The sequence below is a fragment of the Ruegeria lacuscaerulensis genome, assembly GCF_013031245.1.
GTDB classification, from domain to species: domain Bacteria; phylum Pseudomonadota; class Alphaproteobacteria; order Rhodobacterales; family Rhodobacteraceae; genus Ruegeria; species Ruegeria lacuscaerulensis_C.
Map to the genome: position 1 here is coordinate 150114 of NZ_WPZL01000007.1, position 16086 is coordinate 166199.

The 16086-nt window shown below is 61.8% G+C and carries 17 protein-coding genes; 9 read left to right on the top strand and 8 right to left on the bottom strand.

Annotated features, from left to right (window positions below; genetic code table 11):
* From truB to rbfA, 3 genes are all read right to left on the bottom strand, one after another.
* Window positions 1–906, bottom strand: coding sequence for a tRNA pseudouridine(55) synthase TruB (gene truB / locus GOX66_RS11830; RefSeq protein ID WP_170762847.1), 906 nt, complete (start codon window positions 904–906; stop codon window positions 1–3).
* 82 nt (window positions 907–988) lie between these two features.
* The gene (locus GOX66_RS11835; RefSeq protein WP_170762849.1) at window positions 989–1726 is read right to left on the bottom strand and encodes a phosphodiester glycosidase family protein; all 738 of its coding nucleotides are present in this window, start codon (window positions 1724–1726) and stop codon (window positions 989–991) included.
* A complete protein-coding gene (gene rbfA, locus GOX66_RS11840; protein ID WP_170562172.1) occupies window positions 1723–2118 on the bottom strand; it encodes a 30S ribosome-binding factor RbfA in 396 nt (131 codons plus the stop codon). The genes GOX66_RS11835 and rbfA overlap by 4 nt, the downstream gene beginning before the upstream one ends.
* A 91-nt stretch (window positions 2119–2209) precedes the next feature.
* Between rbfA and dapB the strand changes: the two genes are divergently transcribed.
* On the top strand, window positions 2210–3019 hold the full coding sequence (gene dapB, locus GOX66_RS11845; RefSeq protein ID WP_170762852.1) for a 4-hydroxy-tetrahydrodipicolinate reductase: 810 nt from the start codon (window positions 2210–2212) through the stop codon (window positions 3017–3019).
* Window positions 3020–3025: 6 nt separating this feature from the next.
* Here dapB and GOX66_RS11850 read toward each other — a convergent pair whose 3' ends face one another.
* From GOX66_RS11850 to tmpA, 4 genes are all read right to left on the bottom strand, one after another.
* A complete protein-coding gene (locus GOX66_RS11850; RefSeq protein WP_170762854.1) occupies window positions 3026–3886 on the bottom strand; it encodes a hypothetical protein in 861 nt (286 codons plus the stop codon).
* A 108-nt stretch (window positions 3887–3994) separates the two neighbouring features.
* The gene (locus GOX66_RS11855) at window positions 3995–4663 is read right to left on the bottom strand and encodes an ureidoglycolate lyase (protein WP_170762855.1); all 669 of its coding nucleotides are present in this window, start codon (window positions 4661–4663) and stop codon (window positions 3995–3997) included.
* Window positions 4660–5250, bottom strand: a complete 591-nt coding sequence (gene tmpB / locus GOX66_RS11860; protein WP_170762857.1) for a (R)-1-hydroxy-2-trimethylaminoethylphosphonate oxygenase — start codon at window positions 5248–5250, stop codon at window positions 4660–4662. Before tmpB ends, GOX66_RS11855 begins: the two co-directional genes overlap by 4 nt.
* A complete protein-coding gene (tmpA, locus tag GOX66_RS11865) occupies window positions 5247–6383 on the bottom strand; it encodes a 2-trimethylaminoethylphosphonate dioxygenase (protein WP_170762859.1) in 1137 nt (378 codons plus the stop codon). Before tmpA ends, tmpB begins: the two co-directional genes overlap by 4 nt.
* Window positions 6384–6482: 99 nt before the next feature.
* Between tmpA and GOX66_RS11870 the strand changes: the two genes are divergently transcribed.
* Window positions 6483–7337, top strand: coding sequence for a LysR family transcriptional regulator (locus tag GOX66_RS11870; RefSeq protein ID WP_170762861.1), 855 nt, complete (start codon window positions 6483–6485; stop codon window positions 7335–7337).
* Between the two features lie 4 nt (window positions 7338–7341).
* Here GOX66_RS11870 and GOX66_RS11875 read toward each other — a convergent pair whose 3' ends face one another.
* Window positions 7342–7524 (bottom strand): DUF1674 domain-containing protein, encoded by a 183-nt coding sequence (locus GOX66_RS11875; RefSeq protein WP_170762863.1) that lies wholly within the window; start codon window positions 7522–7524, stop codon window positions 7342–7344.
* 89 nt (window positions 7525–7613) lie between these two features.
* On the opposite strand from GOX66_RS11875, the gene GOX66_RS11880 reads away from it, so the two are divergent.
* The 7 genes from GOX66_RS11880 to GOX66_RS11910 all read left to right on the top strand — a co-directional run bounded on the left by GOX66_RS11880 (window position 7614) and on the right by GOX66_RS11910 (window position 16077).
* Complete coding sequence (locus GOX66_RS11880; protein WP_170762865.1) at window positions 7614–8870, top strand: RsmB/NOP family class I SAM-dependent RNA methyltransferase; 1257 nt, start codon at window positions 7614–7616, stop codon at window positions 8868–8870.
* Between the two features lie 88 nt (window positions 8871–8958).
* The gene (locus GOX66_RS11885) at window positions 8959–10698 is read left to right on the top strand and encodes a heparinase II/III family protein (protein ID WP_170762867.1); all 1740 of its coding nucleotides are present in this window, start codon (window positions 8959–8961) and stop codon (window positions 10696–10698) included.
* Window positions 10699–10720: 22 nt separating this feature from the next.
* Window positions 10721–12310, top strand: a complete 1590-nt coding sequence (gene purH, locus GOX66_RS11890; protein WP_170762869.1) for a bifunctional phosphoribosylaminoimidazolecarboxamide formyltransferase/IMP cyclohydrolase — start codon at window positions 10721–10723, stop codon at window positions 12308–12310.
* Window positions 12310–12780 carry a signal peptidase II gene (lspA, locus tag GOX66_RS11895; protein ID WP_170762871.1) on the top strand — a complete coding sequence of 157 codons (471 nt, stop codon included), beginning with the start codon at window positions 12310–12312 and terminating at the stop codon, window positions 12778–12780. The genes purH and lspA overlap by 1 nt, the downstream gene beginning before the upstream one ends.
* A 50-nt stretch (window positions 12781–12830) precedes the next feature.
* On the top strand, window positions 12831–13349 hold the full coding sequence (locus GOX66_RS11900) for a DUF3035 domain-containing protein (protein WP_170762873.1): 519 nt from the start codon (window positions 12831–12833) through the stop codon (window positions 13347–13349).
* A gap of 80 nt (window positions 13350–13429) precedes the next feature.
* Window positions 13430–14770, top strand: a complete 1341-nt coding sequence (locus GOX66_RS11905; protein WP_170762875.1) for a M16 family metallopeptidase — start codon at window positions 13430–13432, stop codon at window positions 14768–14770.
* Window positions 14767–16077, top strand: coding sequence for a M16 family metallopeptidase (locus tag GOX66_RS11910; RefSeq protein WP_170762877.1), 1311 nt, complete (start codon window positions 14767–14769; stop codon window positions 16075–16077). Before GOX66_RS11905 ends, GOX66_RS11910 begins: the two co-directional genes overlap by 4 nt.
* Window positions 16078–16086: the final 9 nt, after the last annotated feature.

A 16086-nucleotide genomic window follows, 5' to 3' on the forward strand; every position in this document is an offset into this window, starting at 1 on the left:
TCAGGCAACAAATACTCGGCTGGGGTGCAATTCGCCGGATTTGTAGACGCCCACGGCCACGGCCTTTCCATCCAGCGAAGCCCAAGCCTCATCGCCGTATTCCACGTCTGAGGCCAGCACCATGCCCGGATTGCCGTTGCGCAAGCGGGTGGCGCCCTCGGGGGTGCATTTCAACTCGGGCAGGTCCGACAGGCCGGTTTCCAACGGGTGCAGATAATCGTCCAGCGCTGTGGTTTTGGCCATGTCGTCAATCTGTTCGATGCTCAACCCGTCCTCGGCCTCGAAGGGTCCGGACCAGATGCGGCGGAGTTCTTTGACGTGGCCGTGGCATCCCAGCGCTTCACCCAGATCGCGGGCGATTGAGCGGACATAACCGCCCTTGCCGCAGGTCATTTCCAGCACAACGTGGTCTTCGTCGGGGCGGTCGACCAGTATCAGCTCTTCGACCCACAGGGCGCGCGCGGACAGTTCCACATCCTCACCGTCGCGCGCCAGCTTGTATGCGCGCTGGCCATCGATTTTCACGGCCGAAAACTTAGGCGGGACCTGCATGATCTCACCCAAAAACGGGCTCAGCGCCTGTTTGATCTCGTCATCTGAGGGGCGCGCGGTGCTTTCGGCAATCACTTCGCCTTCGGCATCGTCGGTGTTGGTGGCCTGACCCAGACGCACGGTGAATATGTAAGCTTTCAACGCGTCTGTGATATAGGGAACGGTCTTGGTTGCCTCGCCCAAGGCCACGGCCAGAACGCCGGTCGCTTCGGGGTCCAGCGTACCCGCATGACCCGCCTTTTTCGCGTCCATCGCCCAACGCACCTTGTTGACCACGGCGGTCGAGGTCATGCCCGCAGGCTTGTCCACCACCAGCCAGCCGGAAATGTCACGACCCTTGCGTTTGCGTCCCATCTTGCACCTTGAGTTTTGCCGAGGCGCGCGACCTAGCGGATCGGTCGGGCGCTGTCAATTTAGCATGAAGGGTGGAAGGCCGTCAGGGAATATCCTGCACCACGCCCACGATCGGACCCAGCGAAAACCCGACATCGGAGCGGTTGCTGGCGCGGTCGTACATGCGGGAAATATTGCCGTCGAAAAACAGCGCGTTCGGGGTGCCGACAACATCGCGGAACAGGCTGCCGAATTCATGGAAGGTGACGTAGTCTTCCGAGATTGCGAACACGGCGCGCGAACCATCGTCGCTGGTGCCGACCCCGTTGCGCACATAGCGCGAGGTCGAATCGGGCAGGAAACGTGGGTGCAGCTCGCCATCGATCACCAGCATCGGACCGGATTGGCTGGCAAAGCGGCACTCGGGTGCCTGATCGACGTAGTCCAGCGTTTCGAACACGTCTGCGCGGCCGTCGCGGATGCAGAACACGCCGTTCGGCAGCAGACCGAAATTGCCCGGCCCGGCATTGGGAATCACGCGCATGACCTCTTCGCCCTCTTCCAAATAGTGGCCAACGGGTGAACGGTCGTCGTGATACATACCTGCGTTCATCGCAAAAGCCAGTCGCAGGCCATTGGGTTCAAGCGCCTCGTTCACCGAGGAAAAATGGCCCAACAGGTCGCCGTTTTCATCATTCAGAAACAGGCGCAGGTCTTCGTTGGCGGCATCCACCTCGCAGATGGTGTACCGCTTATCCTCATGGGTCAGCTTTTCACAGGTGACCGCAGAGGCTTGCGCCGCCCAAAGGGCCGCGCCCAGCGTGGCCAGCGTGCGGATCACTCGTCGAGATCGCGGCGCACCGCGTCCTGATCGAACATGCGACGGGTGTCGTCGAGACGGTCAAACGTGTCATCCAGACGGAACCGCAGATCGGGCGAGAATTTCAGGCCCACCTTCTTGCCGACCATGCGCCGCAGCTCACCTTTGTTGCGGGCCAGCAATTCGATCACGTCCTCCTGCCCCTTACCGCCCAAGGGCAGCACATAGGCGGTGGCGATCTTAAGATCGGGCGAGGTGCGCACCTCACCCACGGTGATCGACATGCGGTTCAGGTCGGGGTCGTGGACATCGCCGCGCGCCAGAACTTCGGACAGGGTGCGGCGGATCAGTTCGCCGACGCGTAGCTGTCGTTGGGACGGGCCGGGGCCATCGTGGAATTTGTTCTTTGCCATTCCCCCGATCTAAGCCCAAAGCGAGGCTTTGCCAAGCGGGCGCGAACGGGGTAGGAGGCTTTGAGCCGACTTCAACAAAAGGACCAGCGCAATGACCCATATTCCGGGGATCGTCATCACAGGGGCTTCGGGCCGCATGGGGCAGATGCTGATCAAGACCGTGACGGACAGCGATCACGCACGTCTGGTCGGCGTGGTCGAGCGTGCAGGTCACGACTGGATCGGACAGGACGTCGGCGAAGCGATGGGCGGTCAGGCGTTGGGCGTGTCCGTAACCGATGATCCGCTGGAGGCCTTCGCGCAGGCGCAGGCCGTGATTGATTTCACAGCGCCCGAGGCAACGCTGGAATTTGCCGCGCTGGCTGCGCAGGCGCGTTGTGTGCATGTGATCGGCACCACCGGCATGACGGATGAGCAGATCGCGGCTTTAGAGCCAGCTGCGCGTCACGCCGTCATCGTGCGGGCCGGGAACATGAGCCTTGGCGTCAACCTGCTGGTACAACTGACCAAAAAGGTCGCGGCTGCACTGGACGAGGATTTCGACATCGAGATCATCGAAGGCCATCACCAACACAAGGTCGACGCGCCTTCGGGCACGGCCCTGATGCTCGGTGAAGCCGCCGCCGAAGGGCGGGGCGTCAATCTGACGGATGTCTCGGACCGGGGCCGCGATGGCATCACCGGCGCGCGAAAGCGGGGTGACATCGGGTTCCACGCCATTCGCGGCGGCGACATCGTCGGCGAACATGACGTGCTGTTCGCCGCGCCCGGAGAGCGTATTGTCCTGCGCCATCTGGCCTCTGACCGCGCCATTTTTGCCCGTGGCGCGCTGAAGGCGGCGCTGTGGGGGCAGGGCAAGGCGCCCGGCCAGTATGACATGGTGGATGTGCTGGGGCTGTAAGCCCCGTCACCGGAACGCCGCCAGACCGGGCGGCTCCGCGCCCTCCTGTTCCGCATTCGAAAACAAAACTCCCAACCGCTGATCCCAAGTCGGATACTGGCCTGTCAGAGCATAGGTGAGACGTTCGGCTCCGATGGAAATCCCAAGGGGCGCAGCCTCGCCGCCAATCACGATTTCTCCGATCTCGGTCCAGTCTGGGGGTGGAGGGTAGGCTGTCGGCGCAGGCTCATCCACGTCGCCGACGCGGTAATAGACACCCATGGTCACGATATAGTCATCGCCAAATGGGTCGGGAAAGAAGAACCCCGAGGCATCGCGGGCGGCCAGTGCTTCTGCCTCATCGCGCAGCAGGACCTTTTCGGCAAACGGCAAACCCATCTCATCCAGGACCGGGCGCATTTCCTCTGATTGCGGCACGCTGACAAAGGCGATTCGCGACGGGTCGAGGCCAAACACTTCGGTCAGAAGGCGCAGCATCAGGCGGGTTGTTGTCTGACCGTTGGCATCGCCGGCGGGGTGGCAACCGACCTCGTGGAACAGGGGCAGGACATCCGCGCGGGATTTTTCATCGACATCGCCCACCCTCGCCAGAGGCTGAATCACAAAGGCATTCGAGGGCAGGGCGGCCTGATCGAAATCGTGCCGTAGGCCGCCATTGTAGTCATCAATTCCAGTCGCAATTGAATGCGGCTTGGCTTCTGTAAATCCAAACTCGGCAAAGGCCGCTTTCAGACGGTTCAAAATATCGGCGAATTCCTGTTCAAACGCGTCATTCTGATCGGCTGCCCCGATTGCCAGCCGTGGCAGCATCGTTCCGACTGTCGCTGCTGTTCCAAGTTGGACCACTCTACGTCTGTTCCATCCCATGTGATGTCTCCCGTGCGCACTAATGCGTTTATCGAGAGTATCACAGATGTTTGGCGTGAACGTTAAGGGATTCTGAAAACGCGCCAAGCCAGGCTGGCGCGTTTCAGATCAAGATTCCCTGATCTTCTCTGCGCGCAGCGGGCAGGCAAGGTAAACACCGAATTCTTTGCCGATGTCCGCACTTACCCGCGCATGCACCCGGCCTTGCCTATCAAGAAAACGCTGGTTGTCCTCGACGGGGAAAATCCCCTCGTGCCAGATGCCGGGATGGATATAGAGACCCCGCGAGCCGTCGCACCAGAACGCTACCACTTTCTCGGGCGTCAGGTTATCGCCGGGTAGGGCGGCGGGGATGATGAACGGCTTGTTGTCCAGCGGCCAGAACATCTGCCCGCCATCCGGGTGATAGTTCATGTGCCACAGCAGTACCTGATCGCGCGGCGCGGTTTGCCGGTCGGTCTGGGCCTGCTGCGGATCTGTCGACCAACCGAGAACGTAGTGGCCGTTGACCGCTTCGTTCTCGCCATAAAGGACATCGCCCTTCCACTCGCCACGAAAGGTGCCTTCGACCCAACCACCTTCGTCGCCGGTGCCTTTGTCGATGGGCCGCCAGCCCTGTTGCGGCCAGCGGGTGATTTCGATCTCGAACCCTTCGGGGTCATCGACCAGACAGCCATAACCCTTGACCGACTCGTCCGTGGCGCGGATCAGCGGCACCTCGTGCCAGGGCAGCGAGGGTTTCGTACTGGCCTCAAAGATGTATTCCGGCGCGCTCATGGCGTCCCCAAATGCCTGTCGACCATGCGCTGCACCATTGGTGCGAAATGGGCAAAATCCGGCGTTTCCATATCCGCGCGCTTGCCCGCCTCGTCCAGATAGCGCACCTGAATGATCTCTTTCAGGTTCGGGTTGGCCTCGAAGGCGGCAACTTCCTCGGCATTCATTGGTCCGCCCTGCAGCTCAAGCGTATGGACCGAGGCGGTGGACAACCGGTTGAAATACTCGGGCTTGGTGGCGCAAAGATACCGCTTGGCCGCCACGTGATAGCGACAGCAATCGGTGATGACCGAGGGGAAGAACTGCTCCAGTACCTCGGCGCCCGCGTCCTCGTGGTGGCGATCCTCAGTATCGTCTGGGTGATAGGTGCCGAACTCGGACGTGAAATGGCCGATATCGTGCAGCAGAGCGCCGATGATGATTTCCTCGGGCTGGCCGTTCTGCTCGGCGATGGTGGCGCCCTGCAGCATGTGTTCGGCCATGGTGACCGGCTCGCCCAGATATTCCTCGCCGCCGCGGCGCTCGAAGATGTCACCGATAAAGGCGACGATGTTACTCCGGTTCAGGGTCGAGAAATCCGGTTTCATTCTGCCGCCTCCGGTTGGGCCATGTCCATCGCGGCCAAGGTCGACAGCAGCCCGTCCTTGTCGGCGTAACATCCCTGTAACCAGCGCGAACCGGCACCGGAATAGCCCAGACGCGCGTGCAGCACGCGGGTGTTGTCGACGATGAAGCTTTCACCCGGTTCCAGCTTGAACGACACACCCATCGCTGGATCGTCGATGATGTCGCCCAGTTGCCGATAGGCGGCGTAGTAGGCCTCCATCTGGTCGAAGGGCACATCGACAAACGGAGCGGACGAGCGGTTGTTGAAGCGGATGCCGATCAACTCACCATCCGGCGACAGCTCTATCATCGGCCGGCGCGAGCGCAGGCACACCCCGTCCGAGCCCTTGTATTCAAACCGTGCAGGGTAACCTGCCAGCAGAGCAAAGCCTTCCGGGTTCTGTTCGCGCAACTTTTCCGCAGCGCGGAAGCCGTCGACAACGATGGAATCGCCACCTTCGGCGCTGTTTTCCAGACAATAGAGGATCTGCAGGGTCGGGACCGGATCGCGATAGGGGTTGTCGGTGTGCGCCTGCAGCCCAAGGCCGGTATAGGCGAGGTTGGTCGGATTGACCTCGGTCCGAACCTCGAAATAGGGGCCGTAGTTGGTCTCGCGGATATAGCCGAACAGATCCGCCACTTTCAGCAGCGATTCCGGCTCGGTCGGGCCACCCGTCAGCTTGGCAAAGCCGTATTCGGCCACCGCAGCCAGCCAGCCGCGCTTGGCGGCGGTGTTGGCATGGACCTCGTTCCAATCGGCGCTGGGCGCTTCGATCCCGCGTTCCCAAGTGGTGATGCCGGGGGCCGTCTGACCCAGGGGGCGGTTGCGATCGCAGTCATAGGTGTGTTCGGCCAGCCAGTCGGCGGGGAAGGTGACGGTCTTGCCTTCGGGTTGAAAGGTGACATTCAGATCACCATTCAGAACCTCGGCGGCACTGACCGAAATGTCGGCGGGAATGTCGCCGATGGTGATCAGGCGCTGGCCGTTTCCGGGCGCGCGGGTCTCGGGGTCGAGCGCATTGTCGCGCAGCCAGATGGCGTGAAAGCGGGTCCGGGTGCCGGTGTCGAATTCAACAGTCACGACCGAGGCGTCATGGGTGGCATTGCGCAGCATCGGGGGTCTCCTGTTCGGCGCGGGCTTTGGTTGAGGAGATACGCGCCTTGTGGCATTACGACAATTAATCCTTATTGCTGCTGAGGCTTGGAAAAACTAATGGCTAAGAAAAAGATCGGATTGCCGCCGCTGGACTGGCTGCGCGTGTTCGAAGCCGCCGGGCGTCTGGGCGGCTTTTCGGCGGCGGCGCGGGAATTTGGCCTGACCCAAGCAGCGGTCAGTCAGCGGATCGGCAACCTGGAGGCCTGGCTGGGCCGGACGCTGTTTGTGCGCGAGGCGCGGGGGGTGTCGCTGACAGTTGAAGGCGAGAGCTATCTGCCGCTTGTGCAGGACAGCCTACAGGCGCTGGAACGCAATACCGAGGATCTGTTCGGGAAATCGCCGCGCGAATTGCGCGTGGCCGGGTTGTCATCGAACATTCACGCGCTGGTGGTGCCCGGCATTGCCCGGTTTCTGGAATTGCGACCGAATGTGCGTGTGATGACCGATTCCGTGGCACGGCGGTCGTCTCTGGATGAAGAACGGACGTGGCTGCAAATCCGCTACGGGCGCGGTGCCTGGCCAGGGCGGGATGCGGAACTGATTGCGCCCGAAGTGCTGGTGCCGATGGCCGCGCCGGGTGTGGATTGGGGGGCACCGCTGATCGACTTGCGTGGGGAACGGCCGGGCTGGCGGGACTGGTCGCGCAAGGCGGATCAGGGCGATCTGAATCCGTCAAACATCAGCTTCGATTCGATGGAGCACGCCCTTTCAGCGGCCCGGCAAGGGATGGGTGTGGCGCTGGGGTCGGTACCGCTGGCCAGGGCCGATTTGCAGGTGGGGCGGTTGCGTCAGCTTGAGTTGCCACACTTGGAAACGCGAGATGGGTATTGGCTGACCTGGCCCGAAGACCGCGCAAAATCCCAAAAACAGCGTGCTTTGATTGCGGATTTCCTGCAGGCGCTGCGGGGTTAGGCGATCAAAAGTCGATCGCGATGCCTTTTTTCTCCCAATCGCCATAGCGGGCCGGGTCTGGGCCGTCGCGCCCGCCCAGTTCCTTGGGAATCTCTTTTGCCTCGGCCTCGGCTTTGCGGCGGCGCTCTTCAGCCTCGGCCAGCGCGCGCCGGGCGGCGGGGGGCAGGTCTTTGCGGTCGTCACTCATGACATCGGGTTCCTTTCCGTGCAGGGGCTTGATATACGCCCCCGTCCGCCCTTGGCAATGCGGGCGAGGGTCACAGCAAAGGCAGTTCCATGTCCGACAACGCAACAGCGGCGCGACGCAGCGCGATCTATCTGCTGGATCAGATTCTGGGTGAAGGGCGGTTGTTGTCCGAATGCCTGGCCGCAGGTGCGCTGGAACGGCTTGGCCCGGAAGATCGCGCGCGGGCCCAACGTCTGACGCTGGAAACCCTGCGCGGGTTGGAGCGCGCTGACCGGCTGCTGGACAATCACCTGAGCCGGACACCGGCCCTGACCGTGCACAACGCCCTGCGGCTTGGCGCGGTCGAGCTGTGCCACGGCGAAGCGGCGCATGGCGTGGTCAATTCCATGGTCGAGATCGTCGGCCGTTCGCGCAAGCATGGGCGCCTTAAAGGCTTGGTCAACGCGGTTCTCCGTAGGGTCGCTGCTGAAGGGCCTGATGCATGGCCCAAAATGCGGGTGCCGCGCCTGCCGGAATGGCTGCGCGATCCGCTGATCATGGGGTGGGGTGCCGAGGCCGTTGCTGGCATGGAACAGGCACATTTTGCGGGTGCCCCGTTGGACATCACTCCTAAACCGGGGGCGACCGGACCCGGTGAGGCCCTGCCAACGGGGTCGATGCGGGTGCAGGATGCCGGGCAGGTCTCTGCCTTACCCGGTTTTGATCGGGGTGAGTGGTGGGTTCAGGACGCGGCGGCGGCCTTGCCGGTGCGCATTCTGGCGCCGCAGACCGGCGAGACCGTTCTGGATCTCTGCGCCGCACCGGGTGGAAAGACGCTGCAACTGGCTGCTGCAGGTGCCAAGGTCACGGCGCTGGATATCTCAGAATCTCGGCTTGAACGGGTGCGCGAAAACCTTGCGCGTACTGGTCTGACAGCCGATGTTATCGCGGGTGATGCGCTGGAACATCAGGGTCAGTATGATGCCATCCTGTTGGATGCGCCCTGTTCCGCCACAGGCACCATCCGCCGTCACCCCGACTTGCCCTTTGCCAAGGACGGATCAGAATTTGGCGGACTGATCGAATTGCAGGCGCAGATGCTGGCCCATGCCTGGACTCTGCTGAAACCCGGCGGGCGGCTCGTCTACTGTACCTGTTCCTTGCTGCCGGATGAGGGCGAGGTGCAGGTCGAAGACGCGCTGAAGATGTATCCGGATATGCGCATTGACCGCGTAGCTCTTAACGTTGCCGGTGTCGAACAGGGCTGGATCACAGACGAGGGCGGCCTGCGCCTGCGGCCCGACTACTGGGCGGACCGGGGCGGCATGGACGGCTTCTATATTGCCTGTCTGAACAAATCGGCCTGAGGCGACGCTTTTCGATGACTTGACGAACAACGCGGTCTATCGTTGGTTCAGGCGCCAGCAGAGCGCAAGAGGCAGAGTAACGAGCGTCATGTCGAACTCAGATACCATGGCCAACCGGTGGACACGGTTTCAAAACCGTCTCTACGCGCGCCTCAGCCAAAGGCGCAAGGCGGTTACCGGTTTTGTCGGTGAGCCTGAGCCTCGCACCGTTGGGTCATTTGCACGGGGTCGGCAGCTGGTGGCGGGAAATCTGCTGTTCGCCGGCTATCTGGTTGAGGCACAGGACACCGGCCTATGGGATGTAGTGGCCCCCAGCACCGGTTTTGACAATGAGCGTCACGGCTTTGCCTGGCTGGATGATCTGGCCGCCGTCGGAGATATGCGGGCGCGAGAAAAAGCCCAGCGTTGGGTCTGGGGGTGGATCGATGCGCATGGCCGTGGGCAGGGCCCCGGCTGGGCACCCGATCTGACCGGACGGCGGGTGATGCGCTGGATCAACCACGCGATTTTCCTGCTGCGCGGCGCAGATGAGAAACAAAGCCGCGCGTTCTTCCGCTCATTGGCACAGCAAACCTGGTTCCTGTCCAAACGCTGGCAGGCGGCCACACCGGGCCTGCCCCGGTTTGAGGCTCTGGCCGGGCTGGTTCAGGCCGGGCTGGCACTGGAAGGGTTGGAGCAGTTGGCCGACCCGGCCCTGCGGGCGTTGGCGCGGGAATGTGAAAAGCAGATCGATCAGCACGGCGGAATTCCCACGCGCAACCCTGAGGAATTGCTGGAGGTCTTTACCTTGCTGGCCTGGACTTCGGCCGCACTCAGTGATCTGGGCCGGGGGACACCCGGTGCGCAGGCCAACGCGATCAAGCGCATGGCCCCCACCTTGCGCAGTCTGCGCCATTCCGATGGCGCCTTAGCTCGGTTCCACGGCGGCGGGCGCGGGGTTGAAGGGCGGCTGGATCAGGCTTTGGCCAACAGCGGGGTCAGGCCGCAGCACGCGACGGGGCTGGCGATGGGCTATGCGCGGCTTTACGCAGCGCGGACCAGCGTGATCGTGGATGCAAACGTGCCCCCTAAAGGGGCCGCGTCCTATAATGCCCATGCCTCGACCCTTGCGTTTGAGCTGACGTCCGGGCGGCGGCCGCTGATAGTGAATTGCGGTTCCGGTGAAAGTTTCGGGTCTGAATGGCGCCGTGCAGGTCGCGCCACACCGTCCCACTCGACCCTGTGTCTGGACGGGTTTTCCAGTGCCCGACTGGCGGCCCCTGCGCCCGGCACAGAGTTTGAAGCACTGGTCGATGCCCCTCAGGAAGTTCCGGTCGAATTCGAAGAGGCGTTCGAAGGCACGCGATTCATGGTGGGGCATGACGGTTATGCCAAGGTGTTTGGCCTGACCCACGCCCGTACGTTCGAGTTGCGGTTTGACGGGCGCGAACTGACCGGCGAGGACATTTTGCTGACCGCCACCGAAAAGGCGAAGCGTCAGTTTGACAGGGCGCTGGACGCCTCTGGGTTGAATGGGGTCGGGTTTGACATCCGGTTTCATTTGCATCCTGATGTGGATGCAGCCATTGATCTTGGCGGTGCGGCGGTGTCGATGGCGCTCAAAAGCGGTGAGATATGGGTTTTCCGCCATGACGGCGTCGGAAAATTGACCGTTGAACCAAGTGTTTACCTTGAAAAAGGCCGTCTGAAGCCACGCGCGACAAAACAGATCGTTCTATCCGGGCGCGCAATGGAGTATGCGACACGCGTCCGGTGGACGCTGAGCAAGGCACAGGATACCGCCTATGCCGTGCGCGATCTGCACCGGGACGAGCCCGAGTTTGACTGACGCCAAAAGGACCTTTGGACCCATGACCGATCTTCACCCCGTGCGCCGCGCGTTGCTTTCCGTTTCCGACAAGACCGGGCTGACCGAGCTGGGCAAGGCGCTGGCCGAGCGCGGCGTCGAGCTGCTGTCGACCGGCGGCACGGCCAAGGCGTTGCGCGATGCGGGGCTGGGCGTAAAGGACGTCAGCGAGGTCACCGGCTTCCCCGAGATGATGGATGGCCGGGTCAAGACCCTGCACCCGATGGTGCATGGTGGGTTGCTGGCGCTGCGCGACAACGACACCCACGTGGCCGCGATGGAGGAGCACGGTATCGGCGCGATCGACCTGCTGGTGGTGAACCTCTACCCGTTTGAGGCCACTGTGGCAAAAGGCGCAGACTATGACGAATGTGTCGAGAATATAGACATTGGTGGTCCGGCGATGATCCGCGCGGCGGCCAAGAACCACGCTTTTGTCAACGTTGTGGTCGATGTCGAGGATTACCAGAAGCTGCTGGGCGATATGGATCAGCACGACGGCGCGACCTGCCCGAAATTCCGCCGTAAGCTGGCGCAAAAAGCCTATGCCCGCACCGCTGCTTATGACACCGCTGTGTCCAACTGGCTGGCCGGCGCGCTGGAGCTTGAGGCCCCCAAACGACGCGCATTCGCGGGTGAGCTGAAACAGACTCTGCGCTATGGCGAGAACAGCCATCAGTCGGCAGCCTTTTACACCGACGGCACCAATCGCCCGGGCGTCGCGACCGCCGTTCAGCATCAGGGCAAGGAACTGAGCTACAACAACATCAACGACACCGATGCCGCCTTTGAACTGGTCGCCGAGTTTGATCCGTCCGAAGGCGCGGCCTGTGCCATCATCAAACACGCCAATCCGTGCGGCGTGGCCAAGGGGACGACATTGCTGGACGCCTACAAGTCTGCGTTCGACTGCGACCGGACCTCGGCATTTGGTGGCATCGTAGCGCTGAACCAGCCGCTGGATGCCGAAACCGCACAGGAAATCACAGGGATTTTTACCGAGGTTGTGATCGCTCCCGGCGCATCGGAAGAGGCCAAGGCCATTTTCGCCGCCAAGAAGAACCTGCGCTTGTTGACGACCGAAGGCCTGCCGGATGTGACTGCAGGCGGCAAGACCGTGCGTCAGGTGGCCGGTGGGCTGCTGGTACAGGACAAGGATAACGGTTTCGTCGGCCTGGATGACCTGAAGGTTGTTACCAAGAAAGCGCCAACCGATGAACAGATGCGCGACCTGCTGTTCGCTTGGAAGGTTGCAAAACACGTTAAATCCAACGCCATCGTCTATGTCAAAGACGGTGCGACCGTCGGCGTGGGTGCAGGCCAAATGAGCCGTGTGGACTCGGCCCTGATCGCCGCTAAGAAAGCCGAACGCATGGCCGACGCGCTGGACCTGCCGCAGCCGCTGACCATCGGCTCGGCCGTGGCGTCGGACGCGTTCTTCCCCTTCCCCGACGGTCTGATGGAGGCTGCCGAGGCCGGCGCGACATGCGTGATCCAGCCCGGCGGCTCGATGCGCGATGACGAGGTGATCGCGGCGGCGGACGAGGCCGGTCTGGCCATGGTCTTCACCGGCATGCGCCATTTCCGCCACTGATGCGCTATCGACTGCTGCTCTGGGCTGGGCTGGCCGCGTTCCTGATCGACCAGATCAGCAAGTACCTGGTCGTTCACGTCATGCGCGTGGCCGAAGGCAACATCGACGTGCTGCCGCCACTTGTCGTGTTCAAATACGGCGAGAATCGGGGCATCAATTTCGGTCTGTTCCAGGGCAATACCGAGGCCGCGCGCTGGGCGCTGATCGGTATTTCCCTAGCGATTTCGGTCGGCGTGCTGATCTGGCTGATGCGCACGACGCCGTCGAAACTCATGCTGGTGTGCGGCGGGTTGCTGATCGGCGGCGCGCTTGCAAACGTCGTGGACAGGGTGCTGTACGGGTATGTTCTGGATTTCCTGAACATGTCCTGCTGCGGTATCAACAACCCGTTTGTGTTCAACCTTGCCGATGTGTTCATTTTTGCGGGAGCCATCGGACTGGTACTGTTCGAGGGCAAAAAGCCCTCGTGACCTGCCCGGAGAAATGGGATAGAAGCGCCTGAAACTGGCTGGAGACTCTGATGCGGTTGCCGCGTTCCATACTTGCTGTGACATTGGGTTTTGCCGTCGCGGGCTGTTCCAATATCGGCCTGCGCCACCTTGAGGCACCGGGGCCGGGACCGGATGAATTCTCTGTCCTGCCGGTCAAACCGCTGACGCAGCCCAAGGATTACCAGTTTCTGCCTGCCCCAACACCGGGCGGCGGCAACCTGACTGATCCGACCCCCAAGGCGGATGCGGTGGTTGCGCTGGGCGGCAGTGCCGCTGCGCTGAACCCTAACACGGCGATACCGTCCACGGATGCGGCCCTTGTGACAGCTTCCAGCCGCTATGGCATTCCGGCCAATACGCGGCAGGTTGTGGACACCGAAGATGCCGCGTTCCGCAAAAAGCAGGGCCGCCTGACACGGTTGCGCCTGTTCAAGGTGGATCGCTACTCGCAGGTTTACCGGCGCGAAACCCTCAATGCTGACCAGCAGAACGAAGCGGCGCGTCGCGCCGGGATTGAGACGCCGTCTGCGCCTCCGGTTGATGAATAATCTTTAACTTTCCGTCATCGGCCTTGAACCTGCCCGGCACCACCGTAGTTTGAACACAGAAACGAAACGGAGGATGCCCCATGGTTCGGGCTTTGGCATTGTCTGCCGCCCTGATCGCCGCCACCCCGGTTTTTGCCGGGGATGGCCACGAGGCGGTCACTACCTTCACGCTGGATAACGGCATGGATGTCGTAGTGATCGAGGATCACCGCGCCCCGGTCGTGCAACATATGGTCTGGTATCGTGCCGGATCTGCTGATGAGCCGATCGGGTCGTCGGGCGTGGCGCATTTTCTGGAGCATTTGCTGTTCAAAGGGACCGATACCCTGGCTCCGGGTGAGTTTTCGGCCACCGTGGCGGCCAATGGCGGCAATGACAACGCTTTCACCTCGTACGATTACACCGCATATTTCCAGCGCGTCGCCGCCGACCGGCTGGAACTGATGATGCGGATGGAGGCGGACCGGATGCGCAACATCCGGCTGTCCGAGGAGGATATCGTTACCGAACGTGACGTGATCCTCGAGGAACGCAATCAGCGCACCGAAAACAGCCCGCGTGCCCTGTTCGGTGAGCAGATGAGCGCGGCGCAGTATCTCAACCACCGCTATGGCGTGCCCATTATCGGCTGGAAGCACGAGATGGAGACGCTGGACATGGAGGACGCGCTGTCTTTCTACCAGACGCATTATGCGCCCAATAACGCCATTCTGGTGGTAACGGGCGATGTCGAGCCCGATGAGGTCAAAACACTGGCCGAGCAATATTATGGCGTCATCCCGGCCAACCCAGACCTGCCCGAGCGCGTGCGCTCGCAAGAGCCACCGCAAACGGCTGAACGTCGTTTGACCTACAAGGATCCGCGGGTTTCGCAACCTTATGTCCAGCGCAGCTATCTGGCGCCGGAACGTGATCCGGGTGAGCAGGAAAAAGCGGCCGCGCTGTTCTTGCTGGCTGAATTGTTGGGCGGCAGCACGACCTCCTACTTGAACGAAAAGTTGCAGTTCGAGCAGCAAAAAGTCGTCTACGCCGGCGCGTTCTATCGCGGCGTCTCGCTGGATGACACGACCTTTGATCTGCTGGTGGTGCCAGCCGAGGGTGTGTCGCTGCAAGAAGCCGAAGAGGCGATGGATCAGGTCGTGGCCGATTTCATCGCCGAAGGAGTGAACGAAGAAGACCTGGACCGGATCAAGATGCAGCTGCGTGCCGCCCAGACCTATGCGCGCGACAATGTGAATGGGATCGGTAACCGCTATGGCCGCGCGCTGACCAGCGGCCTGACGGTCGAGGATGTGCAGGCCTGGCCCGATATCCTGCAGGCCGTGACAGGTGATGAGATCATTGCCGCCGCCCGCGAAGTACTGCAACCGGAAACATCAGTCACCGGCTGGCTGATGCGCGACGATGAGGTGACGCAATGAAACGGATATTCGCAACCCTGGTTGCCTTTGTCATTGCTCTGCCCGCATGGGCCGAAATCGAGATCGAAGAGGTCACGTCGCCCGGTGGTATCACGGCGTGGCTGGTCGAAGATCATTCGATCCCCTTCACCGCGCTCGAGCTGCGCTTTCGCGGTGGTACCTCGCTGGACGAACCCGGAAAACGTGGTGCCATCAACCTGATGAGCGGCCTGATCGAAGAGGGCGCAGGTGACATGGACGCCCGCACCTATGCGCGCGAACTGGAAGCTCTGGCAGCTTCGTTCCGGTATAACGCGTCCGATGACTCAGTGTCGATTTCGACACAGTTTCTGACCGAGAATCGGGAAGAAGTGATCGACCTGCTGCGCACTACGATCCATGAACCGCGCTTTGATCAGGACGCGGTGGACCGTGTTAAGGCACAGGTTCTGTCGGGACTCAGATCCGATCAGACCGACCCCAATGACATCGCCGGGCGCAGCTTTGCACAGATGGCATATGGCGATCATCCCTATGGTTCGGAAGGCAAGGGCACGATCGAAAGCGTCTCCGCGCTGACGCGTGATGATGTGATCACCGCCTACGACAATGTGTTCGCCAAAGACCGGCTCTATGTCGGCGCCGTAGGCGATATCACCCCAGAGGAACTGGGCGCATTGCTGGACACTCTGCTGGCCGATTTGCCCGAGACTGGCAAGCCGATCCCGGGACGTGCTGATGTGAACATCCCCGGCGGCGTCAGCGTCGTGGAGTTCGACACGCCGCAATCGGTGGCCCTGTTCGGGCATGCAGGGATTGACCGGGACGATCCTGATTTCTTTGCGGCCTACATTCTGAACCATATTCTGGGCGGCGGCGGGTTCGAAAGCCGCCTGATGCAGGAGGTGCGTGAAAAACGCGGCCTGACCTATGGGGTCGGGACTTACCTTGTGCCAAAGGATCTGGCGTCGGTCTATCTGGGGTCGGTTTCCTCGGCCAACGATCGAATTGCCGATGCCGTCGAAGTGATCCGCGATGAATGGGCCCGTGCCGCAACCGAGGGGGTGACGCAAAAGGAGCTGGACGACGCCAAGACCTATCTGACCGGTGCCTATCCCCTGCGGTTTGATGGCAACGGGCAGATCGCCGGGATCATGGTCGGGATGCAGATGGAAAACCTGCCAATCGACTACATCGCCACCCGCAATGACAAAGTGAATGCGGTGACGCTGGACGAGGTGAACCGTGTGGCCAGCGAGCTGTTGGACCCCGAAGGCCTGCATTTCACAGTGGTTGGCAAACCAGAAGGTCTGGAAACCACAAACTGATGAATGGGG